The 25,154-nt window shown below is 65.4% G+C and carries 20 protein-coding genes and 2 pseudogenes; 12 read left to right on the plus strand and 10 right to left on the minus strand.

The window, feature by feature from the left end; translation table 11 throughout:
* Position 1: 1 nt before the first annotated feature.
* The 5 genes from OIE68_RS24620 to OIE68_RS24640 all read right to left on the minus strand — a co-directional run bounded on the left by OIE68_RS24620 (position 2) and on the right by OIE68_RS24640 (position 5,167).
* Positions 2–1,468 carry an FAD-dependent oxidoreductase gene (locus OIE68_RS24620; protein WP_327093466.1) on the minus strand — a complete coding sequence of 489 codons (1,467 nt, stop codon included), beginning with the start codon at positions 1,466–1,468 and terminating at the stop codon, positions 2–4.
* Positions 1,469–1,480: 12 nt separating this feature from the next.
* Positions 1,481–1,948 (minus strand): carboxymuconolactone decarboxylase family protein, encoded by a 468-nt coding sequence (locus OIE68_RS24625; RefSeq protein WP_327101789.1) that lies wholly within the window; start codon positions 1,946–1,948, stop codon positions 1,481–1,483.
* Between the two features lie 19 nt (positions 1,949–1,967).
* Positions 1,968–2,840: an NAD(P)-dependent oxidoreductase gene (locus tag OIE68_RS24630; protein WP_327093467.1), complete on the minus strand. Its 873-nt coding sequence runs from the start codon at positions 2,838–2,840 to the stop codon at positions 1,968–1,970.
* A complete protein-coding gene (locus OIE68_RS24635; protein WP_327093468.1) occupies positions 2,837–3,589 on the minus strand; it encodes an SDR family oxidoreductase in 753 nt (250 codons plus the stop codon). The genes OIE68_RS24630 and OIE68_RS24635 overlap by 4 nt, the downstream gene beginning before the upstream one ends.
* 81 nt (positions 3,590–3,670) lie before the next feature.
* Positions 3,671–5,167, minus strand: coding sequence for an aldehyde dehydrogenase (locus OIE68_RS24640; protein ID WP_327101790.1), 1,497 nt, complete (start codon positions 5,165–5,167; stop codon positions 3,671–3,673).
* A 318-nt stretch (positions 5,168–5,485) separates the two neighbouring features.
* On the opposite strand from OIE68_RS24640, the gene OIE68_RS24645 reads away from it, so the two are divergent.
* The 9 genes and pseudogenes from OIE68_RS24645 to OIE68_RS24685 all read left to right on the plus strand — a co-directional run bounded on the left by OIE68_RS24645 (position 5,486) and on the right by OIE68_RS24685 (position 14,721).
* A complete protein-coding gene (locus OIE68_RS24645; RefSeq protein WP_327093469.1) occupies positions 5,486–6,691 on the plus strand; it encodes a cytochrome P450 in 1,206 nt (401 codons plus the stop codon).
* A complete protein-coding gene (locus OIE68_RS24650; RefSeq protein WP_327093470.1) occupies positions 6,691–7,497 on the plus strand; it encodes an SDR family oxidoreductase in 807 nt (268 codons plus the stop codon). The genes OIE68_RS24645 and OIE68_RS24650 overlap by 1 nt, the downstream gene beginning before the upstream one ends.
* Positions 7,494–7,682, plus strand: a pseudogene (locus tag OIE68_RS24655) (ferredoxin); the annotation flags it as partial. The gene OIE68_RS24650 and the pseudogene OIE68_RS24655, both read left to right, overlap by 4 nt.
* Positions 7,683–7,861: 179 nt before the next feature.
* Complete coding sequence (locus OIE68_RS24660) at positions 7,862–8,413, plus strand: nuclear transport factor 2 family protein (RefSeq protein WP_327093471.1); 552 nt, start codon at positions 7,862–7,864, stop codon at positions 8,411–8,413.
* Positions 8,407–9,651, plus strand: coding sequence for a hypothetical protein (locus tag OIE68_RS24665; protein ID WP_327093473.1), 1,245 nt, complete (start codon positions 8,407–8,409; stop codon positions 9,649–9,651). The genes OIE68_RS24660 and OIE68_RS24665 overlap by 7 nt, the downstream gene beginning before the upstream one ends.
* 12 nt (positions 9,652–9,663) lie before the next feature.
* Positions 9,664–11,282 (plus strand): annotated as a pseudogene (locus OIE68_RS24670) (acyl-CoA synthetase).
* A gap of 109 nt (positions 11,283–11,391) precedes the next feature.
* Positions 11,392–12,987, plus strand: coding sequence for a succinic semialdehyde dehydrogenase (locus OIE68_RS24675; protein ID WP_327093474.1), 1,596 nt, complete (start codon positions 11,392–11,394; stop codon positions 12,985–12,987).
* Between the two features lie 25 nt (positions 12,988–13,012).
* Complete coding sequence (locus tag OIE68_RS24680; RefSeq protein WP_327093475.1) at positions 13,013–14,239, plus strand: cytochrome P450; 1,227 nt, start codon at positions 13,013–13,015, stop codon at positions 14,237–14,239.
* Positions 14,236–14,721: a glutathione peroxidase gene (locus OIE68_RS24685; protein WP_327093476.1), complete on the plus strand. Its 486-nt coding sequence runs from the start codon at positions 14,236–14,238 to the stop codon at positions 14,719–14,721. Before OIE68_RS24680 ends, OIE68_RS24685 begins: the two co-directional genes overlap by 4 nt.
* Before the next feature lie 45 nt (positions 14,722–14,766).
* Here OIE68_RS24685 and OIE68_RS24690 read toward each other — a convergent pair whose 3' ends face one another.
* The 5 genes from OIE68_RS24690 to OIE68_RS24710 form a co-directional block, all read right to left on the minus strand.
* Positions 14,767–15,348 (minus strand): TerD family protein, encoded by a 582-nt coding sequence (locus OIE68_RS24690; protein WP_063045919.1) that lies wholly within the window; start codon positions 15,346–15,348, stop codon positions 14,767–14,769.
* A gap of 79 nt (positions 15,349–15,427) precedes the next feature.
* Entirely contained in the window at positions 15,428–16,783 is a 1,356-nt protein-coding gene (locus tag OIE68_RS24695; protein ID WP_327093477.1) for a cytochrome P450, read from the minus strand.
* A gap of 202 nt (positions 16,784–16,985) precedes the next feature.
* On the minus strand, positions 16,986–18,161 hold the full coding sequence (gene tuf, locus OIE68_RS24700) for an elongation factor Tu (protein ID WP_327093478.1): 1,176 nt from the start codon (positions 18,159–18,161) through the stop codon (positions 16,986–16,988).
* Positions 18,162–18,436: 275 nt separating this feature from the next.
* Entirely contained in the window at positions 18,437–20,275 is a 1,839-nt protein-coding gene (locus tag OIE68_RS24705) for a serine/threonine-protein kinase (RefSeq protein WP_327093479.1), read from the minus strand.
* Between the two features lie 174 nt (positions 20,276–20,449).
* Positions 20,450–21,625, minus strand: a complete 1,176-nt coding sequence (locus OIE68_RS24710; RefSeq protein ID WP_327093480.1) for a serine/threonine-protein kinase — start codon at positions 21,623–21,625, stop codon at positions 20,450–20,452.
* 129 nt (positions 21,626–21,754) lie between these two features.
* Here OIE68_RS24710 and OIE68_RS24715 point away from each other — a divergent pair, with 129 nt between their 5' ends.
* The 3 genes from OIE68_RS24715 to OIE68_RS24725 all read left to right on the plus strand — a co-directional run bounded on the left by OIE68_RS24715 (position 21,755) and on the right by OIE68_RS24725 (position 25,125).
* Positions 21,755–22,525, plus strand: coding sequence for a deoxyribonuclease IV (locus OIE68_RS24715; protein ID WP_327093481.1), 771 nt, complete (start codon positions 21,755–21,757; stop codon positions 22,523–22,525).
* Between the two features lie 327 nt (positions 22,526–22,852).
* The gene (locus tag OIE68_RS24720; RefSeq protein ID WP_327101791.1) at positions 22,853–23,782 is read left to right on the plus strand and encodes a TauD/TfdA family dioxygenase; all 930 of its coding nucleotides are present in this window, start codon (positions 22,853–22,855) and stop codon (positions 23,780–23,782) included.
* Between the two features lie 134 nt (positions 23,783–23,916).
* Positions 23,917–25,125, plus strand: coding sequence for a CaiB/BaiF CoA-transferase family protein (locus tag OIE68_RS24725; RefSeq protein ID WP_327093482.1), 1,209 nt, complete (start codon positions 23,917–23,919; stop codon positions 25,123–25,125).
* Positions 25,126–25,154 lie beyond the last annotated feature (29 nt).

The raw sequence follows: 25,154 nt of genomic DNA on the forward strand, positions 1-25,154 counted from the left end.
CCTACTTTGCGGCGGCGCGGCCGGCGCGCCGGCCATAGAAGCTACCGTCACCGAGAGACGCACCGCTGACATAGCCGCCGGCACAGAGCCCGGAGGTGCAGCGGCCCGCGGCGAACAGGCCGGGAATCGGTTCACCGGAGACGTGCAGCACTCGCGAGTCCAGGTCGGTGCGCAGGCCGCCGAGGGTGAAACCCGCAGTGAATCCCCGCATGTCGAAGGCGGCGAGCGGGGTGCCGATCGGCTTGACCCACTGCGGCTTCTTCCCGAGCAGCGGATCCTTGCCGTCGACGGCGTGCAGGTTGTAGCACTCGACGGTGCCCTGCAGCGCGCGCTCCGGCAGACCCATATCGGATTCCAACTCCGCGACCGTCTCGGCCGCCCAGGTCGGCGGCTGCCGGAAGAACGGCGTGGATGTCACGGTGGCCAGCGCCGCCTCGAGCGACTCCTCATCGATGACCAGAAATGCCTGATTATCCTGCTGGATCAGCGTCGCCTGCCCGATCCGCCCCGGATATGTGTCCTCCGGGATATAACGCTGGCCGCGCCCGTTGACCAGGATGCCGCGCGCCAGCAGCTGCGGATCTCCGAAGAACGCCACCTCGGTGGCATCCATATGCGCCAATTCCGCACCGAGCGCCTGCGCGACCAGGATGCCGATGCCGTCGTGCTCTTCGATGGCGGCGGCGGGCCGTCCGATCAGCCGCGGCGCATAGGCCTCGATCATCTGCTGGTGGTAGGCGAAACTGCCGGTGGCGAGCACGACCCCGTGTTCGGCGCGGATCGCGACCTCCTTGCCGAAGCGCGTCGCGAGGACGCCGACCACCCGATCGGTCTCGTCGATCACCAGCCGCCGGATCCTGATGTCGTATTCGACACCGACACCGAGACTTTCGGCGGTATCGGCCAGCGGCTTCATCAGCATGTAGCCGCCGCTCTTGGCGCCGATCTTTTTATCCGCCATTTGCGGAACATGGCCGCGCGGAGCGGGTTTCGCGATCGCATTGAACGGTGCGGCATTCTCGCCGCCGGAGTACATCAGTCCTTCGTCGTGCGGCGGCTCCCAGCCGGGCTCACCCCAGAACTCCTCCTTGAACGGCACCCCGCAGGAGACCAGCCAGTTGTAGTGCTCGACGCTGTTCTGGCAGTAGTCCGCGATTTTCGCCCTATCCTGTCCGGGACCCAGCGCGGCCTGCAGGAATGTCTCCATATTCTCCGGCGTGTCCTCGAAGCCGAGCGCCTGCTGCAAGGGAGTGCCGCCACCGAGGTAGATGAATCCGCCCGCCATGGCCGCCGCACCGCCCCAGCCGCCGGTGCGCTCCAGGATCAGCACCTCGGCGCCGGCGCGGGCGGCCTCGATGGCGGCGCAGACACCGGCGATGCCGTATCCGGCGACGACGACATCCGCCTCGAAATCCCACGCGGCAATCGCGTCGGCACGCAGCGGCCGGATCTTTGCTGCATCAGACATGTTTCGCGTTCCTCACTTGCTCACGTCTTCGGACGACAGAGACGATTCGGACTCCCCCACCTGTTCGGACTGCTTGCGTGCCGCCTTTTTCTGTTGGGCGACAATCGTTCCCACCAGCAGGTCGAGTTTGGTGCCGGTCGGCCAGCCGACGTAATAGCAGAGGAACAGCGCGATCTCGTGCAGCTGCGCCTCGGTCAATTCCGCATTGCGCAGCGCGGCGCCGATCTGGATGCCCGCCGTATCCATCGCGCCCTGGGCGGCGAGCGCACCGAGCAGGATCAGTCGGCGGTCCCGAATGGTGAGCCCAGGGCGCGACCAGATTTCGGCGAACAGATGATCGGCCGTCACGGCGAAATGGTCGCTGGGGTAGTCCTGGAATTCGGTGCCGTAGACCTCGGCCATCTTGGCCAGCCCGCGCTGACGTACCGAATCATCAGATCCGTTGTCACGCGCACCCGTCACCTGACCGCCGCTCCTCATCGAATCGCTACGCGATACTTCACTCATTGGATTCCCTTTCCTTCGGCACGCCGAGCCCGGACCCGAGGCGGTCGAGAGCCAGTTCCGCCAGCGGCAATTCGACGCCAAGTCTCGCGCCGAGATCCAGGGCCAGGCTCAGATCCTTTTCGCCGAGATCGCGCACGTGGCTCAATATCGGCAGCCAGAAATCATTCGGTTCGATCGGCGCGGTGCGGTCGCGCAGCATGATCGCGCCGGGGCCGCCGGTGACCGCATCCGAATGCCGAACGACGTTGCCCAGCAGGGTGATATCCAGGTTGGCCGCCTCGGCGAGCCGCTGCGCCTCGGTGGCGGCGGTGAATGCGATGAAGTGCAAGAGGTTGCGCGCCAACTTCATTCGGGTGCCCGCGCCGACCGAGCCAGCGTGCACGACCAGATCGGCGAAGCAGCCGAAGGGTCCACGCACCCGCTCGAATGCCGTATCACTGCCGCCGACCATGACCGCTAGCTTGCCGCGCGTGGCCCCGGCCGCACCACCGCTGATCGGCGCGTCCACCAATTCGACGCCGTATTCGGCACATTCGCCCGCCAGCTCTTCGGCGGTTCGGTCGCTGATGGTGGAGTGCACGGCGACAACGGTGCCCGGGGCAGCCGTCCGCAACACCCCTTCCGGTCCGGTGACCACCGCCCGCACCTGTGCGTCGTCCAGTACGGTCACCGAAATCACGGCCGCTTTCTCGGCGATTTCCGCGGCCGAAACGGCCGATACCGCACCGGCTTCGGTGAGCGGCTGCACCGCATCCGGGCGCATATCGCATACGGTGAGCCCACCGGGCCAGGCCAGCAGGCTTTTGGCCATCGGTGCGCCCATATTGCCCAAACCGATGAATCCGACCGGCAATTCGCTACTCATGACCGGAACACTTGTCCGCCGTCGACATTGAAGATCTGCCCGGTGACCCAGCTGGCCTCGTCCGAGAGCAGATACAGGCAGGCGCCGACCAGGTCATCCGGTGTTCCCATTCGCTTGAGCGGCAACCGTTTCACCATATCGTCGACGATGACGCTCGGTGTCACGGTTTTGGTGGCTTCGGTATCGATGGGCCCGGGCGCGATGGCATTGATGCGGATCTTGGAACCGCCGAGTTCGAAGGCGAGCTGCTGGGTCAGGCCATTGATACCGACCTTGGCCAAGCCGTAGAAGCTGGAGTAGGTCCATGCGGCGGTGGAGGATTGGTTGACGATCGAACCGCCGCCCGCCTTGACCATGTGCTGCCACACCGCGCGGGTCATATTCAGCGCACCGTCCATATTCACGCTCATGAACTTCTTGTAGTAATCCCACGGCACACTGAGCAGCAGATTGAGTTTCATATCGCCGTAGATGGCGGCATTGTTCACCAGATGGTCGATCGCCCCGAATTCGCGGACGGTCAATTCGGCCAGGGCGGTGGCCGATTCCGGTTCGGCCACATCGACCTCGCCGAAGATGGCGCTGCCGCCACCGGCGGTGATCTCGGCCGCGACAGCCTTACCGCGTTCGGCATTCAGGTCGGCGACAACGACATTGGCGCCTTCGTTCGCCAGCGCCTTGGCGTATGTCGCGCCGATACCTTGGGCGGCGCCGGTGACGATGGCGGTCTTTCCCGGGAATCGAGTCATGTAATCAGCTCCTCTAATCTATTCAGCATCGCGCAGCGATTCGATGGGGGGTGGCGGTCGGGAGACCGGTGGGCGTGTGGTCTAACCGGCGGTTGCGACGAGCTTGGTTTCCAGGTATTCCTCGAATCCGGCGAGGCCCATTTCCCGGCCGATGCCGGATTGTTTGTAGCCGCCGAACGGTGCGTCGGCCGAGTACCAGATGCCGCCGTTGACGCCGATCGTGCCGGTGCGAACGCCATTGGTGACGTGCCGAATTCGGTCCGGGTCGGTGCCCCATACCGAGCCGGAGAGTCCGTACGGGGAGTCGTTGGCGATCCGAATCGCATCGTCGTCACCGTCGTGCGGGATCACCACGAGCACGGGTCCGAAGATCTCCTCGCGGGCGACCGTCGCGGTATTCGGCACATCCGCGATCAATGTCGGTTCGATGAAGTATCCGCGCTCGCGGCCCGCCGGTCGGCCGCCGCCGACCACGATCCGGCCGCCCTCGGCACGCGCGATCTCCAGATATCGCTCGACTCTGGCCCGCTGGCGCTCGGAGATCAGCGGTCCGCAGACGGTGCGCGCATCGGCCGGATCACCAGGAACAATGCCCGACAGGGTGGCCGCCGCGGCCTGGATCGCTTCGTCGTATATCGCGCGCGGTACCAGCAGCCGGGTTGTGAGGGCACACCCCTGTCCCGCGTGCACGGCCACCGAAAACGCCGCCACCGAACAGGCACCCACGATATTCGCGTCGTCGAGCACGATGAATGCCGATTTGCCGCCGAGTTCGAGGAAGGTCTTCTTCAAAGTCGTTGCCGCGCCGGTCATTACCGATCTACCGGTCTGCGTCGAACCGGTGAAGCTGATCATATCGACGCGCGGATCGGCAGTGAGCTGTGCGCCGAGACCGTGATCGGTGGAGGTCACGATATTGACGACGCCCGGCGGAATATCGGTCTGCTCGGCAATGATCGCGCCGACGGCCGCCGCACACCACGGGGTATCCGGTGCGGGCTTGAGCACCACGGTATTTCCGGCCGCGAGCGCGGGACCCAGTTTGGCGAAATTGATCTGGTGCGGGAAGTTCCACGGCGTAATTGCCCCGACCACGCCGACCGCCTCGCGGCGCAGCACCCGATGACTCTTGATACCCATGGGTGTCGCGGTGCCGAGATCGGTTTCCCAGCTGTAGGTTTCGGCCAGCGAGGCCGAGTACGAAAGATCGGCGACCGGGCCTTCCAATTGTGGCCCCCTGGTCAGCATGGTCGGCGCGCCCGCCTCCGCGACGGTGATCTCGCGCAACTCGTCGACATTGGCCTGCAATGCGGTGCGCAACTGTTCGAGGCAGCGGGCGCGGAAGACGTGATCACGCGACCAGTCGGTGTCGTCGAATGCGGTGCGCGCGGCCGCGATGGCCGCGTCCATATCCGCGCCGTTCGCATTGGCGGCCTGACCGATGACCGCTTCGGTCGCCGGGTTCACCGTCGCGAAGACGCCGTCCCCGCCGGTGACCAGTTTGCCGCCGATCAGCAGGCGCGAACCGTCGGCGGGCAAGAGGCTGCGCCCACCCGTCGCCCGACCATCGCCCCCCATCGAATCACTGCGCGATGCTGCATTCATAAAGGCTCCGATACTGTCTGGACAGGTGTACGGAATATAGTCTCGGTCCACACCCGGGCGCAAGAACTCGTTTCAGAACTGCGCTCCGAAACCAGCCCGACCGCACCCAACGAGAACTATCAGCCATCATTCTGGCCCAACCCCGACCCCACCCAGATTGTTCAGGCAAACCTCTGTCGATTCCGGCATGCCGGTGGTACCGTCCAGACACATGTCCAGCTACATGTCTCCCATCGATGACGCGACACCGGTCATCGATGAGAACTGGTTCTCGAATTCCGGGTTATCGCGATGACGGCCGCCCCACTGGAGCCCCTGACCTTCGACCCCTACGACTACGCGTTCCACGAGGACCCGTACCCCACTTACGAGCGGCTGCGCACCGAGGCGCCGCTCTACTACAACGCCGACATGGATTTCTGGGCGCTGTCCCGGCACGCGGATGTGACCGCGGCCTTCCGCGACAGTGTCCGCCTGTCCAGCGCCAACGGGGTCTCGCTGGATCCGGCGGCCTGGGGCCCACACGCAAGCCGGGTGATGTCGTTCCTGGCCATGGACGATCCACGGCATATGCGTATGCGCCGCCTGGTCTACAAGGGCTTCACCCCCAAGCGGGTGGCCGAGATGGAAGACCGGATCAGGGACCTGACGCTGTCCTATCTCGAACCGGCACTCGCGACCGGCGAGTTCGACTGGGTCGATGAGGTCGCGGGCAAACTCCCGATGGATGTCATCTCCGAACTGATGGGCGTGCCCGAGGCCGACCGCGCGGAGATCCGCAGGCTGGCCGATCTGGTGGTGCACCGCGAGGACGGCGTCCTGGATGTCCCGATGGCCGCCGCGCAGGCATCGATCACGCTCCTCACCTACTACGCGGACCTGGTCGCCGCGCGCAGGCGCGCTCCGACAACGGATCTCACCTCGGCGCTGCTGGATGCCGAAATCGACGGCGACACCCTGTCCGACGAGGAGATCATCGGCTTCATGTTCCTGATGGTGGTGGCCGGTAACGAGACCACCACCAAACTCCTCGGCAATGCGCTGTATTGGAGCGCACGCAATCCGAGCGAATACGCCAAGGTCGTCACGGAACCCGAGCTGGTCTCCGACTGGGTCGAGGAGACGCTGCGCTACGACACCTCCAGCCAGATGGTCGCGCGCTGTGCCGCGGTGGATATCGACCAGCACGGCCGCACCATCCCGAAGGGCGCGAAGGTGCTGCTACTGATCGGTTCGGCCAATCGGGATCCGGAAGTCTTCGCCGACGGCGACCGCTACCGCATCGGACGCACCGATAAGGCCGGACTGGCCAGTTTCGGTGCGGGCGTGCACTTCTGCCTCGGCGCTCATCTGGCCCGACTGGAGGCAAACGTCGCGCTGCGCGAATTCGTCTCGCGCGTACGGTCTTACGACATCCTCGACGCCGGGATCAAGCGCGTGCACTCGTCCAATGTCCGCGGGTTCGCCAACCTGCCCATCATCGTGGAGGCGAAATAATGCCACGGTTCGAACCGAATCCGGTACGCCGACCGGCGATTGTGGCCGGAGCATCCTCCGGTATCGGCGCGGCGACGGCCGAGGCGCTCGCCGAACTCGGACATCCCGTCGCGCTCGGCGCACGCCGCGTGGATCAATGCGAGGCGCTGGCGGCCAAGATCCGCGCCAATGGCGGCGAAGCCTTCGCCCACCAGCTCGATGTCACCGACGCGGCATCCGTCGACGATTTCGTCGCCGCGGCCGAAGATACCCTCGGGCCGACCGAAATCCTGGTCTCCGGTGCGGGCGATATCGAATTCTCGCTGGTACACGAGATGGAACCGGATCGGTTCCTCCAGCAGGTGCAGGTGCATCTGGTCGGTGCGCACCGGTTGGTGCACCGGGTACTGCCGGGCATGATGCGAAGGCAGCGCGGCGATTTCGTCTTGATCAGCTCCGACTGCGCCGAGGAACCACGCCCGCGCACCGGCGCCTACAGCGCTGCCAAAGCCGGGCTCGAAGCAATGGTCCAGCAGATGCGAATGGAGCTGGAGGGCAGCGGAGTTCGCGCATCACTGGTGCGCCCGGGTCCGACACTGACCGGCATGGGCATGAATTCCACTCCAGAGGTGGTCGGGCCGATGCTGGAGGACTGGAAGGCCTGGGGTTTCGCCCGTCACCCGTACATGCTGCGTGCCAGCGATCTGGCCGCCGCGGTCATCGCCGTGGTCTGCGCACCACGGGGCGCGCATCTCGTGCTGGTCGAGGTCCAGCCCGAGGCCCCGCTGCGTCCGCTACCGAATGCCGAGGACAGGAGCCGACCGTGAGGATCATCGCCGATCTGGATCTGTGTCAGGGGCACGCCGTCTGCCAGGACGAAGCGCCCTCGGCCTTCACCGTGCCCAAGCGCGGCAAGGTCGAAATCCTCGACCCGACACCGGGTCCCGAAGCCCGCGCGGATATCGAACGCGCGGTGCGCTACTGCCCCACCCAAGCGCTGTCGATCCGTGAGGACCCTGGGGGATGGCAGCCGACGGAGCCTGCGGAGTCGGCGGGGCGGGTAAACACAGCGGGATGGCAGCCGACGGAGCCTGCGGAGTCGGCGGGGCGGGTAAACACCGCGGGATGGCAGCCGACGGAGCCTGCGGAGTCGGCGGGGCGGGTAAACACAGCTGCGAAAGGAACACAGTAATGCCAGACTTCGACCGCGCCGAACTCGACGAGATGGTCCGGCGCTGGGTGCTCGAGAACCAGCGCTGCGAGGAAAAGGGCGACTGGAAGCCGCTCGCCGAGATGTACACCGAGGACGCCACCTACGGCTGGAACTACGGCCCGACCCAGGAATTCATGGCGGTCGGGCGAGCCGAGATCCGGGAACTCGCGCTCGGTCAGGAGATGCAAGGGCTGGAGGGCTGGTCCTATCCATACCAACAGTTCGTCATCGATGAGCGCAGCGGCGATGTCATCGGCTTCTGGAAGCAGGTCAGCGACAACAAGCGACCCGACGGCCGCAACTACAGTCCGGAGGGTATCGGCGGCAGCTGGTTCCGCTACGGCGGCGACTACCAATGGTCCTGGCAGCGTGACTTTTTCGACTTCGGCAATGTCTCGCAGTTGTTCGTGGAGATGATCCAGAACAATGCGCTGACCGCGGGTATGCAGAAGCGCATCCAACGGTCGGTCTCCGGAAAGACGCTGCCGGGCTGGTATCGGATCGGCGAAGCACCGGTTCCACTGTGGTGATATCGAGCTTCGACCGGTTGTCGCGGGCCCAGCTGGCGACGCTGGTGCCCGAACTGCTGCTGTGCGGTCATCTGATCGACCGGTCCGGAATGGCGCACTCCATCGGGGCATTCGGGCGCGAGGGCATGGCGGCGGTTGCCATCGAGGAGTGGCAGCTCGCCAGTCCGGTCTATACCCGCCGCATGCGCCGCGCGCTCGATTTCGAGGGCGATGACGTGCCGACGATCTTCAAGGGTCTGCAACTCGATATCGGTGCGCCGCCGCAGTTCATGGACTTCCGTTTCCGCGTCGACGATCGTGACCACGGCGAGTTCTGGCTGGACCACTGTGGCGCGCTGGCGGATGTGGAGCCGCTCGGCGAGGAGTTCGTGGTGTCCATGTGCCACGACATCGAGGATCCGACCTTCGATGCGACCGCCCTCGCGACAAATCCGCACGCCCAGGTCCGGCCGATCCACCGGCCGCCGCGTCATCCGGCGGACCGAAAACCGGTGTGCGCGTGGACCGTCATCATCGACCCGGCACACATCCCACCGTCCGCACCGCCGAATGCCGAGATGGTGGCCAACTCCCGGGCCGCACTACTGGAACTGTCCCCCATCGATAAGGACGATCCCGGCCAAAGCGATTACGCCGGTCCGCTGCTCAGTGATCTGCGGTTCGCCGACTTCTCCAAATCTGCGCTGGTGCGCATGGCCGACGAGGTCTGCCTGCAACACCATCTGCTCACCATCGGTTTCATGACCGCCGTGCGCGCTCGGTCCACCGACACCGCAACGGATATCGGCCGCAAACAATTCACCGGCATCGCCGGACTCACCTCCGAGCGGATTCGCAACGCACTCGGGCTCGGCGACGATCCGGCCGCGCTGGCCGAGGTATTGCTCCTGCATCCGGCATGGAATCCCGCGCCGTACACCGGCATCGATGTATCCGTTACCGACGATTCGGTGCGACTGCGAGTGCCGTGGCACAGCGATGCCGATACCGACCGCACCTGGCCATCGATGATCGATCCCGATCATCTAGCACCACTGGCGGCCATGGTGCGCGGCGTGAATCCACGGTTCGACGTGCACTCGACCACCTCCGACGAGCACGGCTGGACCGCCGAAATAGCCCTTGCCGCAGCGCCGTTCAAGGAGGCGACCGAGGTGGCCATCACCCGGATCAGCACCGGCGCCGCCTTCACCTTCACCGACCGCGGCATTCCGCTGCCGCTCACCGTCATTCGCTGAAAGTGAATTGCCATGTCCCACAATTTCGCCGACCTCTTCGAGCATGCGGTCGACGTGATGCCGGAGCGCACCGCGCTGATCGAGGGCGATCGCGCACTCACCCTCGCCGAACTCGACGCCCGCGCGAATCGCCTCGCCGACCATCTCGGCTCGATCCGCGTCGGCCCCGGTACGCACGTGGGTTTCCAGATGCACAACGGCATCGAAACCATGACCACCCTTATTGCCTGCTTCAAGCTGCGGGCAGTCCCGATCAATATCAACTATCGGTACGGCGTCGAAGAACTGCGCTACCTCTACGACAATGCCGACCTCGAAGTGCTTGTGTGCCATGCGAAATACGCAGACACGGCACTGGCAGGACTCGCCGACACGCCGTCGATCCGCGTGCTGATCGTCGACGACCGGCCACCCCCTCGAATTTCCACTGACACCACCATCACCGCGGCAGACTCGTCCGCCTCATATGAGCAGGCCTTACTCTCGAGCTCCCCAGCCCGCCGCGCCGTCGACCGCAGCCCCGACGACCTGTTCATGATGTACACCGGCGGCACCACCGGCCGACCCAAGGGCGTCATGTGGCGGCAAGAGGATATGTGGCGGGTGCTCGGCGGCGGCATCGACTTCTACACGAACGAACCGGTTTCCGACGAATATCAACAGTCCCGTGTCGGCGCACAGGGCGAACCGAGCACTTGGTTCATCCTCCCGCCGCTCATCCACGCCGCCGCGATGATGCCGTCCTTCACCGCCCTGTGGTCCGGCAATGCCGTGATCTTCGAGCCCAAATTCGATGCGCAGCGGGTGTGGCGGGTGGTCGAACAACATCGCCCGCAAATCATGGTGATGCCATGGCGCGTCCACTGATCGATGCCTACCGCGCCGCCCCGGTGGACGCATCCTCGCTCGTCGCCATCGGCTCGGGTGCCGCGCTGCTGTCGCAACCGGTCAAAAACGCACTGCTGGAACTGTTTCCGTCTACGGTCGTCTCCGATTCCATCGGCTCCTCCGAAACCGGTTTCGGCGGCATCGGTTTCGCGCAGAAGGACGACAATCCCGGCCGCGGTCCGCGCGTACAGAGCGGGCGCGGCGCGATCGTGGTCGATGATGCGGGACGGCAGGTCGAACCCGGTTCCGAGGGCTGGCTCGCCAAGACCGGTGCGGTGCCGATCGGCTACTACAAGGATCCGGAGAAGACCGAGCGGCTGTTCAAGACGGTCGACGGCACCCGGATCGTGGTGACCGACGATCGCGCCAGGGTCGAGCCGGACGGCTCGGTGACCCTGATCGGCCGCGGCAATATGGTCGTCAATACCGGCGGCGAGAAGGTCTTCGTCGAAGAGGTCGAGAGCGTGGTTAAGGCGCACGAGGCCGTCTACGACGCGGTGGTGATCGGGGTGCCGCACGAGCGCTGGGGCCAGCAGGTGGCGGCGGTCATATCGGTCGCGGGCGCCGGACCGGTGGATTTCGCCGCGCTCGAGCGACATGTGCGCAAGCATCTCGCGGGATACAAGGTGCCGAGGCAGATCTGGCTGGCCGACGTGGTGACGCGCGCCCCGAGCGGGAAGCCCGATTACCGCTGGGCCCGGGAGTTCGCGGCGGGCCGCGCACCGGATCATCAGGCGGATTGACCATGTCTCGGCATGCATTCGACCAGGTCATCCCACTCGAGCCCCTGACATTCACGATGAGAACGTGTTCTAATTCGAAGGCATCTGCCGTCAGCACGGAGAAGGTCCGATGAATACAACCGAAGCCAAGAAGGAATCCGCACCGGCGCTGCCCGCCCGGATCACCGAAGCGTTGATCGGCAGGCTGACCGAAATGGTCGCTGCCTCCGGTACCGCCGATCCGTATTCGATGGTCGAGGTCTACACCGGCGCCGTGGTCGGCGCACTCCCGCAGTCGACCCCTGAGGATGTCGCCACCGCCTATGCGACCGCCCGCGCGGCCCAGAAGGAATGGGCGGCCTGGCCGCTACAGCGCCGGCTCGAGGTCTTCGAACGCGCCCACGACCTGATCCTCGCCGAATACGAAACCATCGCCGACCTGATCCAGATCGGCTGCGGTAAGACCCGCCGCATGGCCTTCGAGGAATCCTGCGATGTGCCGATGGTCATCAGCCACTACCTGAAGACCGCACGCCGGGTACTGAAGCCCAAGCGGCGCGGCGGCCCGGTGCCGCTGATCACCACCTCGACCGAGGAGCACCGCCCCAAAGGTGTCGTCGCGGTCATCGCGCCGTGGAATTTCCCATTCGCCATCGCGCTGTCGGATTCGATGCCCGCGCTGATGGCGGGCAATGGCGTCGTACTCAAGCCCGATAACAAGACCGCGCTCTGCGCGCTGTTCGGGGTGGAACTGCTGTATAAGGCGGGTCTGCCGAAGGGGCTGTTCCAGGTCGTCTGCGGTGAAGGTCCCGATGTGGGTCCGACCTTGATCGACAATGCCGACTTCGTCATGTTCACCGGCTCGACCGCGACCGGCCGGGTGGTCGGCGAAGGCGCGGGCCGCAATCTGATCGGCTGCAGCCTCGAACTGGGCGGCAAGAACCCGATGATCGTGCTGGACGACGCGAATCTCGACGAGGTGATTCCCGGCGCGTCATTCGCGGTCTTCGCGAATTCGGGCCAGGCCTGTATGCACATCGAGCGGATCTATGTGCAGGACCGGCTGTATGACGAGTTCGTGCGCCGATTGGTCACGGCGGCAGACGAATTGAACGCCGAGATCGGCGCGGCCTACGACTTCACACCGGAATTCGGCTCGCTGGTCTCGGTGCAGCATATGGAGCGGGTCGCGGCGCACGTCGAGGACGCGCGCACGAAGGGCGCGACCGTGCTGACCGGCGGCAAGGCGCGACCGGATATCGGCCCGGCGTTCTATGAACCCACCGTGCTGACCGACGTCACCCCCGAGATGACGCACGCGAGCGCGGAAACCTTCGGTCCGGTGGTGAGCGTCTACCGGTTCACCGACGAGCAGGACGCCATCCGGCTCGCCAACGACACCTCCTATGGCCTGAACGCCAGCGTGTGGAGCCGAGATCTGGCCCGCGCCAACCGAATCGGCGCCCAGCTCGAGGCCGGGAATATCAATATCAACGACGGCTTCGTGACCACCTACGCCGCCAAGGCCACCCCGTCCGGCGGTGTCAAACAGTCCGGCGTCGGCACCAGGCACGGCGATCAGGGCCTGCTCAAATACACCGACACCGTGAATATCGGCGTGCAGAAGCGCCAGGTGATGGCGGCCCGCGCGGGCCTGCCCTACGAGAAGCAGCTGAAAACAACGCTGACGACCCTACGACTCATGCGCCGCCTCAGGTTGCGCTGAAACACTTTTCACCCAGGAGTTAGCTATGGCAGCGCCCACGTTCCCGCCAGGCTTCGATTTCACCGATCCCGGGCTGTGGGAAAACCGCATGCCGGTCGAGGAATTCGCGACCCTGCGCCGCACCGCACCGGTGTGGTGGTGCGCGCAGCCGGATGCGACCTCGGGCGGCTTCCGTGACGGCGGGTACTGGGTGGTCAGCAAGTACGAAGACGTGAAGGAAATTTCGCGCAGCCCCGAAATCTATTCCTCCGCGCAGAAGGGCGCGATCATCCGGCTGCCCGACGATGTCACCCCGGAACAGATCGAACTCACCGGTGCGATGCTGATCAATATGGATGCGCCGAAGCATGCCAAGATCCGCCGGATCGTCTCCAAGGGATTCACCCCGCGTGCGGTGGAGGGCCTGCGCGCCGCACTCACCGAACGCGCGGCGCGAATCGTGCACGAGGCCAAGCGAACCGGCGGCGGCGACTTTGTCCAGCAGGTGGCCTGCGAACTGCCGCTGCAGGCCATCGCGGAACTACTCGGCGTGCCGAATGACGATCGCCACAAGCTATTCGAATGGTCCAACCAGACGCTGAACTACGACGATCCGGAGTACGGCGACGCGAATGCCGCCTTCGCCGAAATCCTCGGCTACGCATGGAATATGGCTGAACAGCGGCGCGCCTGTCCGGTCGACGACATCGTCAGTCAACTGGTGCACGCCGATGTCGACGGCGAGGCGCTCGGTTCGGACGAATTCGGGTTCTTCGTCATCCTGCTCGCCATCGCGGGCAATGAGACCACCCGCAATGCCATCACCCACGGCATGAAGGCCTTCGTGGACCATCCGGAGCAGTGGGAGCTGTATCGGGAGCAGCGACCGCGCACCGCACCCGACGAGATCGTCCGCTGGGCGACCCCGGTGAATGCGTTCCAGCGCACCGCGGCCCAGGACACCGAACTCGGCGGGCAGCAGATCAAGCAGGGGCAGCGGCTGGGAATCTTCTACAGTTCGGCCAACTTCGACGAGGACGCCTTCGAAAATCCGTTCACCTTCGACATATTGCGCGATCCGAATCCGCACGTCGGATTCGGCGGCACCGGTGCACATTATTGTGTCGGGGCGAATCTGGCCCGACTGGAGATCGACCTGATGTTCAATGCGATCGCCGATGCGATGCCCGAGATCAGCCAGGTCGCCGATCCGGTACGGTTGCGATCGGGGTGGATCAACGGAATCAAGAACTGGCAGGTGCGATACGAATGAATATCCGCAACATTCCCCTACGTACCCTCTCCGGCGACCCGGCAACACTGGGCGAATTGGTCGGAGATAAGGCGGTACTGCTGGTCAATGTGGCCTCCAAGTGTGGGCTGACGCCGCAGTACACCGGACTCGTCGAACTTCAGAAAACTTATGGCGACCGCGGTTTCAGCGTGGTCGGCGTGCCGTGTAACCAGTTCATGGGCCAGGAGCCGGGTACCGCCGAGGAGATCGCGGAATTCTGCTCGACCACCTATGGCGTCGACTTTCCGCTGCTGGAGAAGACCGATGTCAACGGCGACGAGCGCCATCCGCTCTACCAGGCGCTGGTGGAGACCGCGGATGCCGACGGCACGGCCGGTGATATCCAGTGGAACTTCGAGAAATTCCTGATCGATCGCGAGGGTGCGGTGGTCGGCCGATTCAGGCCGCGCACCACACCCGATGATGCGGTCGTCGTGTCCGCGGTCGAATCGGCTCTGTAGTAATAGGAGCCGGAGCTCGTCCGAGCTCCGGCTTTCGCTGCCTGCTTACGCCATCGCGAAGCGCAGCAGGGCCTGCTTATCGCCCTGCTTGATCTTGCCCTTGCGGTTGAGCACCTCGAGCTGCCAGCTTCCGCCGTTGCGGAACGCCTTGGCCACGGCATTGGCGTTGTCGGTGCCGAGCAGCGACGGCCAGATATCGGCCACCTGCTGGGCGCTGCCGCCGGTCGCGTCGTAGACCTTGAAGCTGATGTTGTTGGCCTTCTCGAACGACGAGCCCTTCTTGAATGCCGCGGCCACGAAGATGATCGCGTCGATGGCCTCGGGCACATTCGCGAAGGTGACGTGCACCGATTCGTCGTCGCCGGAGGCTGCGCCGGTCTGTTCGTCGCCGGTGTGCTGGACCGAACCGTTGCCGAGCGGGTCCAGGGAGTCGAGACCGGCGAAACGCACCGGCTCGGCGCCCTGCATAAGGATGGCGATCAGATCCAGGTCCACACCGCGCTTGCGGCGCAGTAATCCGACCGCGCCGCCGCTGGTGCCCCCCGATGGGTCCCAGCTCACCCCGACTGTCAGCTTGGTGATGCCGTTGAGATCAGCGGCGCCATCTTCCTTTTTGAGCGTGATCATGTCTTCACCCTACAAGCGAACTCGGAAGTCCATGGGGCCCAGAATCTTCCCGCTCACGCTCTCATAACTGGGCGTTTGCCTAGACCTTTCGCCGCCTGCGGTAGCGCACCGCACAGGGCTGTTGCAACTGCACCACCATCTTGCTGTGGTCGTTGCGGTAGCTGTCGGATGGTTGTGCCATCTCGAATTCCCAGTCCCGCAGCAGTATCGAGAAAATCGCCTTGAGCTGCATGAGCGCGAAGGCCGCACCGACACAGCGATGCCTGCCCGCCCCGAAGGGGATCCAGGTCCAGCGGTTGACGATATCCGCCTGATTCGGATCGATATAGCGGTTCGGGTCGAACAGATCCGGATTCGGGAAGTCCTCCGGAATCCGGTTGGAGATGGCCGGAGTCGCCGCGACCAGATCGCCCGGTGCGATGCGATGTCCGCACACCTCGAATTCGCCCTGCGCCACCCGCATCAGAATGATCAGCGGCGGATGCAGCCGCAGCGTCTCCTTGACCACCGCCTCCAGATTCGGAATCTGACGCAGCGCGCCGAAACTGATATCGGAACCGTCGGCGTACAATTCGTCGAGTTCATCGACGACGCGACGCAATTCCGCCGGATGCCTGAGCAATTCGATGACCGACCACGCCGCGGTACCCGAAGTGGTGTGATGTCCCGCGAACATCATCGAGATGAACATCCCGGTGATTTCGCTCGCACTGAATCGCGGCTGCCCCTGCTCGTCCTTGATCGAGATCAGGATGTCGAGCATGTCCCGATCTTCCTTGTTCGCCGGCGGATTCGCGGCGCGGCCGTCCATGATGCCCTGCACCAATTCGACCAGTTCCGCGCGGGCGGCGTCGCGGCGCTGGAAGCTTTCGATCGGCGCATACGGATCCACATAGGCCAGCGCGTCGGTGCCGCGCTCCAGATCGTGGTAGAGGTGCGCGAAGCGTTCGTCGAGTTCATCGCGGAAGCGCTTGCCGATCAGGCAGGCCGAGGAGGTATAGATGGTCAGCTCGGCGAAGAAGTCGAGCAGGTCGATCTGGCCCTCGTCGCCCCAGTTCGCCAGCATGCGCTCGACCTCGCCCTCGATGGTCGCCGCATGCCCGCGCATTTGCTCCGCACGCAATGCCTGGTTGTGCAGCATCTCCTTGCGGCGCTCCGGACTGGCGTCGAACACCACACCCTCGCCGAAAATCGGCTTCATGAACGGGTATGCGGCGGCCTGATCGAGATCCTCATCGCCGGACCGGAAGAAGAACTCATTGGCCTCGGCGCCGGACAGCAGAATCACATGCCGCCCCGCGAGATCGAACGCCCCGACATCCCCGCATTCCACCCGCACCCGCCGCATCAAAGCCAGTGGATCGACACGGAATTCCTCGAGATGCCCGTGCTCGTGATCGCCTCCGGAAACCCGCAGCGGCTTGACCAGGGTCATGAAATCCTCCTGGGATATCTGTCCACACACATGATGGACATGTGTCTGGACAGTACTACGATGACCATGGGCAGGCAAGGCTCAGCGCCCGACTTCGGATGCCCTGCACCCCTGCGCTCGGGAACGTTGCTGACGTGACAAAATACGACAACTTCCGGCCGCCGGGTTGGGCATACACGATGTATGCCCAACCCGGCGGGAACTAGCCGACGGTCAGGACGGTGCCCGCGCCGACGGTCCGTCCGCCTTCGCGGATGGCGAAGCCGAGGCCCGACTCCAGCGGGACCGGACGGCCCAATTCGACTGCCAGGTCGATGGTTTCGCCGGGCCGGCCGACCGCGATGTCGGCGGGCAGCGTCACGTTGCCGACGACGTCACCGGTACGCACGTAGAACTGCGGGCGGTAGCCGGTGGCGATCGGTGTGCGCCGACCGCCCTCCGCCGTGCCCAGCAGGTACACGCGCGCCGTGAACCGGGTGTGCACCGCGATGCTGCCCGGTTCCGCCGCGACCTGCCCGCGACGCACCTGACCGCGCTGCACGCCGCGCAGCAGCAATGCGACATTGTCGCCCGCTTCCGCGAACTCCATTGTCCGGCCGAAGGTTTCCACCCCGGTGACAACGGAGGTCAGCTCCTCGCCGCCGTAGAGCTGCACCCGATCGCCGAGGCGAATCCGGCCACGCTCCACCGCACCGGTGATGACGGTGCCCCGACCGGTAATGGTCAGGACGTTCTCCACCGGCAGCAGGAACGGCGCGTCGGTGTAGCGGACGGGCGTTGGCACATGGGTGTCCACGGCGTCCAGCAGGTCGAGCAGCGCGGCGGTCCACCGCGAATCCCCTTCCAGCGCACGCAAACCCGAAACCCGCACGACCGGCAGTTCCATACCCGGGTACCCCTGGGCGCTGAGCAGCTCGCGCACCTCGAGCTCGATCAAGTCGAGCAGTTCCGGATCACCCGCGTCGGCCTTATTGAGCGCGACCACGATGTGCTCCACCCCGACCTGACGCGCGAGCAGCACATGCTCGGCCGTCTGCGGCATGACGCCGTCCTGCGCCGAGACAACCAGGATCGCCCCGTCGAGCTGGGACGCACCGGTGATCATGTTCTTTACGAAGTCGGCGTGCCCCGGCATATCGATGTGCGCGTAATGCCGTGTGGCGGTTTCGTATTCGACGTGCGCGATATTGATGGTTATCCCGCGCAACGCCTCCTCCGGCGCCCGGTCGATCCGCTCGAACGGCACGAAGTTACCGCCACCGCGCTCGGCGAGCACCTTGGTGATGGCGGCGGTCAACGTGGTCTTGCCGTGATCGACATGGCCCATGGTGCCGATATTGAGATGCGGCTTGGTCCGCACATACGTCTTCTTGGACATGACTTCCCTGACTAGGAAATGATTTCCGGCGATCTCGCCGTGGGACCTCTCTGCGACGGGCCACCTTCCCCGTCAGAGGTCCCGAGACATCCCGGGGAAGGTCAGCTTCGGGCGCCGTCGAAGTGCGCCGCAGCCACTGCTGCGGACGCTGCCAGGGCAGCCGCCATCGCGTCCGCGACCGCGGACTCCAGAGCGATGGTGTGGCCGAACATGCGTAGAACTGTACGGGCCGAGCGGAACCGGGCGCGAGCCATTTTTCGCGCCCGGTTCGGCTGTCAGTTCAGTGGGGCCGAGCGCCACCAGCGCAGGACCTTGTCCTGAGCACCCGCCAAACCGTCGGCGTACATGAGGAATTGGGCCCGCTTGCTGTCGCCGGTGAACGCGGTGACGATCTTCGGCCCGTCGTTGACGAACTTGTAGTTGGTGTAGGTCTTGCCGCCGTTGGTGTCGGTCGACTTGGTGGCGTCGGAAGGCAGGTTGCTCAGCGCCTTCTGCACATCGGAGGCGTTCTTGTAGACGTAGATCGTGTAGAACGGGTCGTCGTTGTCGCCGCCGCCGTAGCAATCCCACTGCGCGGTCCAGGCGCCGAAGTCCGGCGTACCCGGCGTGGGCAGGGTCAGGTCGCCGGTCTTGTGGGCATTGCATTTCGCGCCGTTGTAGCCGACCGAATCGGATTCGCTGGCGGGCACCATGCGCGGGAACTCTTTGCTGATCGCGGCCGCGGTCGCGCCCACCGAGCCGCTGCCGCCGTTGGACGAACTCGACGAGGTCGTCGTGCTGCCGCCACCGGAGTTCGACGAACCACCGTTCGATACCACGCCGATGATCGCGAGCACGATCACCATCAGGATCACCAGACCGACGCACAGTGCGACGATCAGCCCGACATTCGATTTGCGCTGCGGCGGGGCGGGCGGGCGGGGCCCGCTCATCGGCGGCCGGGGCGCGAATCCGAGCGGCTGCTGGTTGTAGGGATTGCTCGGATGCGGTTGCTGTTGGGTCAGCGCGGTCTGCACCGGCGGGGTGCCCTGCGAAGCGGGATTGACGGTCGTCGGCGCCGGCGGCTGTGGCTGCACGGTGTGCGGTGCGCTTGTCTGCGGGTACGGGCCGCTGGTCTGCGGATACGGTCCGGCGGTCTGCGGGTACGGCCCGTTCGTCACCGGATGCGGCGTACCGGTCACGGGCATCGGCTGCCCGGTGACCGGCCGTGGCGCACCCGTCACCGGAATCGCCGGTCCGGTACCCGGGCGCGGGCCGACCACCGGCATCGCCGGGACACTCGGATTGGCGAACGCCTGCTTGGCGGCTTGCGCGAACTCCGAGCACGAGGCGAACCGGTCGTCGGGCCGCTTGGCCATGGCCTTCGCCAGCACCCCGTCCAGTTGGAAGGGCAGTCCTGGACGGACGCTGCTCAATGCCGGGGGCGTGCCCTGCAGATGTCCCTGGATCACCGCCGCCGGATTGGTCGCGGCGAACGGACCGGACCCGGTGAACAGCCAGAACAGCGAGCAGGCCAGCGAATACTGGTCCGAGCGGTGATCGAGCGATGCGCCGGTCAGCTGTTCGGGTGAGGCATAGGCCAGAGTCGCGGTGAAGGTGCCGGTCTGGGTGAGGTGGCCGGTGTCGTCGCGCAGCCGCGCGATACCGAAGTCGGTGAGGTAGACCCGCTCACCGCGCCCGCCGCCCGAGCGGGCCAGCAGAATATTCGCGGGCTTCACATCGCGGTGCAGTACGCCCATGCCGTGCGCGTAGTCGAGCGCGTCGGCGGTCTCCTTGATGATCTGGACCGCGCGTTCCGGCGGCAGCGACTTGGGATCGACCGATGCGGCATCGATGCCATCGATGTACTGCATCGAGATCCACAGCTGTTCGTCGTCGAGGCCGCGGTCGTAGACGGTGACGATATTCGGGTGATCAAGCTGGGCAACCAGATCCGCCTCCCGCTCGAACCGCGCCCGCACCTCCTTATCGAAGAACATCTCCCGATTCAGCAGCTTCAGCGCCGTCATCCGCGGCAGTCGCGGATGTTTTGCCAGGTACACCGAACCCATGCCACCGCGACCCAATTGCCGATCGATGACATAACCGGCGAATACGTCACCGCTGGCCAGCATGTCTGCTCCACTTCCCGCCGCCCACCGGGACCCACCGATGAACGGGCGTACAGCATAAGAATGCGCGATCAGGACCTCCTGACCACGGAAAACATCGAAACCTTAGCAGGATTCGCTTAAGCCCTGGTTATCGTCGACTTATAGGTATCGCATGCGACATCGGATCGTTTCCGGCTATGGCGGAGGGCGCGGCGCTGATCCGGGCGGCGTTCTGCCGGGGCGACGTGGGATATCGGGTAGGGCGATGGTGCCGGGACGCGGCGAACGGCGTGGCGGCAGCGGCAGGCGCGGCTGGGACGTTCGCGGAGACTCGGGGGTGCTACGGTTGGTCGGCTCGGACGGCCGGGCGGTTCTGCTGCTGCCGACCCGCTCGGAAGTGTTGGGGGGCACCGCGTTTCGGGACGGCACCGGGTTCCGGGCCGGACCGGCATCGCGAGGAGGTTCGGTGCCGGGATGCGATTCGGGACCCATGCCCATCGGCGGGCGATACGGACCGTTCGCTTGATGCGGGTGCGGCGCGGACGACACCAGCGCCCGCCGAGCCGCCACGGCGAATTCGGTACAGCTGCCGAAGCGGTCCGCGGACCGTTTGGCCATGGCCCGCGCCAGCACCGCGTCCAGCGCGGGCGGCACGTCGGGGCGATACCGGCGCAGCGACGGTATCGCCCCATACAGATGCCCGTTGATGACGGCCATGGGATTCGCCCCTTGGAACGGCCCGACACCGGTCAGCATCCAAAACAGCGAGCAGGCCAGTGAATACTGGTCGGCCAGGTAATCCGGCGTACCGGTCAGTTGTTCCGGCGCGGCGTATGCCAGCGTGGCGGTAATGGTTCCGGACGAACTCAACGTGGACTCGCCGTCGCGCATGCCCGCGATGCCGAAGTCGGTGAGCAGCACCCGTTCCGGCTGTCCGATCGGCGCCTTGGCCAGCAAGATATTGGCCGGTTTCACATCGCGGTGCAGCACACCGTTGCCGTGTGCGAAATCCAGGGCGGCCGCGGTATCGGCGACGATCTGCACCGCGCGGCCCGGCGCGAGCACATTGACATCCGCGCAGGACGCATCCGCACCCGGCACGAATTGCATCGAGATCCACAGCTGCTGATCCTCGGCGCCGCGGTCGTAGACCGTGACGATATTCGGATGGTCGAGCTGGGCGACCAGATCGGCCTCCCGCTCGAAGCGGCGCCGGATCTCGGCATCGGTATACAGCTCGCGCTTCAACAATTTCAGCGCGGTCAGGCGCGGCAGGCGCGGATGCTGGGCCAGGTAGACGGTGCCCATACCGCCCTGGCCGAGCACACGTTTGATCGTGTATCCAGCGAAAACATCGCCAGTTCGCAGCACAGTGGATTCACCCCCCGTATCGGGTCGAGCATCTGGATCCTACCGATGTATCTGTTCGCACGGTCTGGACGCAACATGTTCGTTGCGGTGCCGAAGACGTTGTCGGTGGCACTCGTTAGGCTCGGCCCCATGCGCATTGGAGCACACGTCCGGCTCGACAGCGATCCGATCGGCTTCGGTGAAAAACTCGGCGCCGATGTCATCCAACTGTTCGTCGTCGACCCGCAGAGTTGGGACAAACCGACCCCGCATCCGCGGACCGAGGAGATCCTCGCCAGCCCGATCGATGTGGTGGTGCACTCGTCCTATCAGATCAATGTGGCCAGCCTGAACAATCGCCTGCGCATGCCGTCGCGCAATGCGGTCGCGCAGCAAGCCAAGGCCGCCGCCGATATCGGCGCGTTCGGTCTGGTGGTGCACGGCGGCCATGTCCGCTCCGACAGCGAACTGGAGACCGGAATCGATAACTGGCGCAAGCTGTTCGAGCGTCAGCAGGACAAGGGCGGCTTCGCGGTGCCGATCCTGATCGAGAACACCGCGGGCGGCAACCACGCCATGGCCCGGCATTTCGATTCGATCGCCCGGCTCTGGGACGCGGTCGGCGATTTCGGCGCGGGCTTCTGCCTGGACACCTGCCACGCCTGGGCGGGCGGTGAGGATCTGGTCGGCGTCGTCGAGCGGATCAAGGCCATCACCGGCCGCATCGACCTGGTGCACCTGAACTCCTCCCGCGACGAATTCAATTCGGGCGCGGACCGTCATGCCAATTTCGCGGACGGGACGATCGATCCGGAGTTGCTCGCCGAGGTGTGCCGGACGGCGGACGCGCCGGTGGTTCTGGAGACGCCCGGCGAGGGTGTCGCCGAGGATCTGGCGTACTTGCGCGAGCACGTCGGCTGATCGCCCCGCCTTCCGCCGCCCCCTCCGAGGTGAGGCACGGGGCCGAGGGGACATCAGCGGACCCAACCGAACAGCTCACAGAGGGTAGTCGAATGGTGGCCCGAAACGCCCACCGACAACGGCCATTTGACTACCCTCGACAAACGCTCGACCACCACCCCATCGAGGGCAGGAATGGCGGCTCTGCGACATGCACTGAGCCGCCATGTGAATCCGCTCGGCGGGGCGTGGGGTTGGGATCAGGGCGACGGAAACCCTGGTTGGGGTGCGGGTTTCGGTGATGTGCTCGGGGCGCATCAACCGATTCAACCCAGCGAAGGTGATCTCATGACGGTCGACTACGCCCAGACAACCGCCACCGTGACCAAAATCGGCGCTCGCATCGGCGCCCAGGTCGACAATGTCCGGCTCGGCGGCGATGTGGACGCGGCAACCGTCGCGGTGATCCGGCGCGCGCTGCTCGAGCACAAGGTCATCTTCTTCCGCGGCCAGGACCATTTGACCGAGGACGGGCAGTACGAGTTCGCGCAACTGCTCGGCACCCCGACCACCCCGCATCCGACGGTCACCTCGCACGGCGTCAAGAGCCTGGCCATCGACTCGGAGTACGGCCGCGCCAATAGCTGGCACACCGACGTCACCTTCGTCGACCGGATCCCGAAGGCCTCCATCCTGCGCGCGGTCACCCTGCCGACCTACGGCGGCTCCACCACCTGGGCCTCCACCGTCGCCGCCTACGATTCGCTGCCGGAGCCGCTTAAGCGCCTGGCCGAGAGCCTGCGGGCCGTGCACACCAACCTCTACGACTACGCCGCCACCGACGTCGACCGGAGCAACCCGAATACCGACGCCTACCGCGCCGAGTTCCAGTCCGACTACTACGAGACCGAGCATCCGGTGGTGCGGGTGCACCCGGAGACCGGTGAGCGCGCACTGCTGGTCGGGCACTTCGTCAAGCGCTTCGTCGGGGTCTCCACCAGTGAGTCCCAGGCCCTGTTTCGCCTGTTCCAGGACCGGGTGACCCGGCTGGAGAACACCACCCGCTGGAACTGGCAGCCCGGTGACGTCGCTATTTGGGATAACCGCGCCACCCAGCACTACGCCGTCGACGACTACGACAACCAGCCGCGCAAGCTGACCCGGATCACCCTCGCCGGCGATATCCCGGTCGCGGTGGACGGCGTCAAGAGCACCTCGCTTCACGGCAATGCCGAGCACTACTCGATCATCGAGGAAGTTTCCCCACTGGAGTCGTGACGGCGACCGCACGGCTGCCGCAGTAGCTCCGATTGTGCTGCGGCAGTTGAGGGGCCGTGCGATCGCTTTACCGGACTTCGTGCTGGTACCAGGTCGGGCCGCTGCCGGGCGGCGCGATAGTACAGACTGATGCCATGAGCATCAGCCCGCTGGACGGGGTTCGCGTCCTGGAACTCGGCAATTACATCGCCGCGCCGACCGCTGGTCGCATCCTCGGCGATTTCGGTGCCGAGGTGATCAAAGTGGAGCGGCCGAAGGCCGGGGACGAGCTACGCAACTGGCGACTCTACGGCGGCGATACGTCGATGCTGTACCGCACCATCAACCGGAACAAGAAGTCGATCACGCTGGATCTGCGCACCGAGGCGGGCCGGGGCATCGTCCTGGATCTGCTCCGGCACTGCGATGTGCTGCTGGAGAACTTCCGGCCGGGCATGCTCGAGAAGTGGGGCCTCGGTCCGGAGGTGCTGAACGAAGTCAATCCGGATCTGGTGATCACCCGGATTTCCGCTTACGGGCAGACCGGGCCGCTGGCCGCGCGGCCCGGTTTCGCCGCGGTCGCCGAGGCGGTCGGCGGGCTGCGCGAACTCGTCGGTGATCCGGATCGGCCGCCGGTGCGGGTCGGCGTGTCCATCGGTGATTCGATCGCGGGGATCTACGCGGCGTTCGGCACAGTGATGGCGCTGTTCCAGCGGCAACGCACCAATACGTCGATACCGCTGGGGGAACGCGTCATCGATGTGGCGCTGAACGAGGCGATCCTGTCGGTGATGGAATCGCTGGTGCCCGACTATCTTGCGTACGGCATCAACCGCGAGCGGGTCGGCGGGCGGATGGAGGGCATCGCGCCGAGTAATGCCTACCCGACCAGCGACGGCGCGAGCATCATCATCGGCGGTAACGGGGACGCCATCTTCCAGCGCTATATGGAGGTGATCGGCCGTCCCGATCTGGCTGCCGATCCGGAACTGCAGGACAACGCCGGACGCTGGCGCAATCGCGAACGGCTCGACGCGTCCATCGCCGAATGGACCGTGCGGCACACCCGCGACGAGGCGCTGAAACTGTTGGAGGCGGCGGCCATTCCGTGCGGCCCCATCTACACCGCCGCCGATATCGTCGTCGACGAGCAGTACAAGGCGCGCAATATGATTCAGCCGTTCCCGGTGGATGTCGGTGCGCCGCAACCGAAGACGGTCGGCTTTCCCGGCATCGTCCCGGTGATCGGTGGAAAGTCCCTGCCCATCCGCAATGTCGGACCGGACCTGGGTGAGCACACGCGAGAGGTGCTGTCGGAACTGCTCGGAATGAGCGATGCCGATATCGCCGGATTGGAGGCGTGATGCGCGCCGGTATCGATGGAGTGGAGGCG

This window comes from Nocardia vinacea, assembly GCF_035920345.1.
Classification (GTDB): Bacteria; Actinomycetota; Actinomycetes; order Mycobacteriales; family Mycobacteriaceae; genus Nocardia; species Nocardia vinacea_A.

Bases quoted from the DNA above. Each gene is read 5' to 3' on its own strand.
- OIE68_RS24650 (WP_327093470.1), top strand. From the start codon at position 6,691: ATGCCACGGTTCGAACCGAATCCGGTACGCCGACCGGCGATTGTGGCC.
- OIE68_RS24695 (WP_327093477.1), bottom strand. From the start codon at position 16,783: ATGACCCTGGTCAAGCCGCTGCGGGTTTCCGGAGGCGATCACGAGCAC.
- OIE68_RS24715 (WP_327093481.1), top strand. From the start codon at position 21,755: ATGCGCATTGGAGCACACGTCCGGCTCGACAGCGATCCGATCGGCTTC.
- OIE68_RS24685 (WP_327093476.1), top strand. From the start codon at position 14,236: ATGAATATCCGCAACATTCCCCTACGTACCCTCTCCGGCGACCCGGCA.
- OIE68_RS24680 (WP_327093475.1), top strand. From the start codon at position 13,013: ATGGCAGCGCCCACGTTCCCGCCAGGCTTCGATTTCACCGATCCCGGG.
- OIE68_RS24620 (WP_327093466.1), bottom strand. From the start codon at position 1,468: ATGTCTGATGCAGCAAAGATCCGGCCGCTGCGTGCCGACGCGATTGCC.
- OIE68_RS24690 (WP_063045919.1), bottom strand. From the start codon at position 15,348: ATGATCACGCTCAAAAAGGAAGATGGCGCCGCTGATCTCAACGGCATC.
- OIE68_RS24720 (WP_327101791.1), top strand. From the start codon at position 22,853: ATGACGGTCGACTACGCCCAGACAACCGCCACCGTGACCAAAATCGGC.
- OIE68_RS24630 (WP_327093467.1), bottom strand. From the start codon at position 2,840: ATGAGTAGCGAATTGCCGGTCGGATTCATCGGTTTGGGCAATATGGGC.
- tuf (WP_327093478.1), bottom strand. From the start codon at position 18,161: ATGTCCAAGAAGACGTATGTGCGGACCAAGCCGCATCTCAATATCGGC.
- OIE68_RS24625 (WP_327101789.1), bottom strand. From the start codon at position 1,948: ATGAGGAGCGGCGGTCAGGTGACGGGTGCGCGTGACAACGGATCTGAT.
- OIE68_RS24725 (WP_327093482.1), top strand. From the start codon at position 23,917: ATGAGCATCAGCCCGCTGGACGGGGTTCGCGTCCTGGAACTCGGCAAT.
- OIE68_RS24645 (WP_327093469.1), top strand. From the start codon at position 5,486: ATGACGGCCGCCCCACTGGAGCCCCTGACCTTCGACCCCTACGACTAC.
- OIE68_RS24635 (WP_327093468.1), bottom strand. From the start codon at position 3,589: ATGACTCGATTCCCGGGAAAGACCGCCATCGTCACCGGCGCCGCCCAA.
- OIE68_RS24675 (WP_327093474.1), top strand. From the start codon at position 11,392: ATGAATACAACCGAAGCCAAGAAGGAATCCGCACCGGCGCTGCCCGCC.
- OIE68_RS24705 (WP_327093479.1), bottom strand. From the start codon at position 20,275: ATGCTGGCCAGCGGTGACGTATTCGCCGGTTATGTCATCGATCGGCAA.
- OIE68_RS24640 (WP_327101790.1), bottom strand. From the start codon at position 5,167: ATGGGGGGCGATGGTCGGGCGACGGGTGGGCGCAGCCTCTTGCCCGCC.
- OIE68_RS24660 (WP_327093471.1), top strand. From the start codon at position 7,862: ATGCCAGACTTCGACCGCGCCGAACTCGACGAGATGGTCCGGCGCTGG.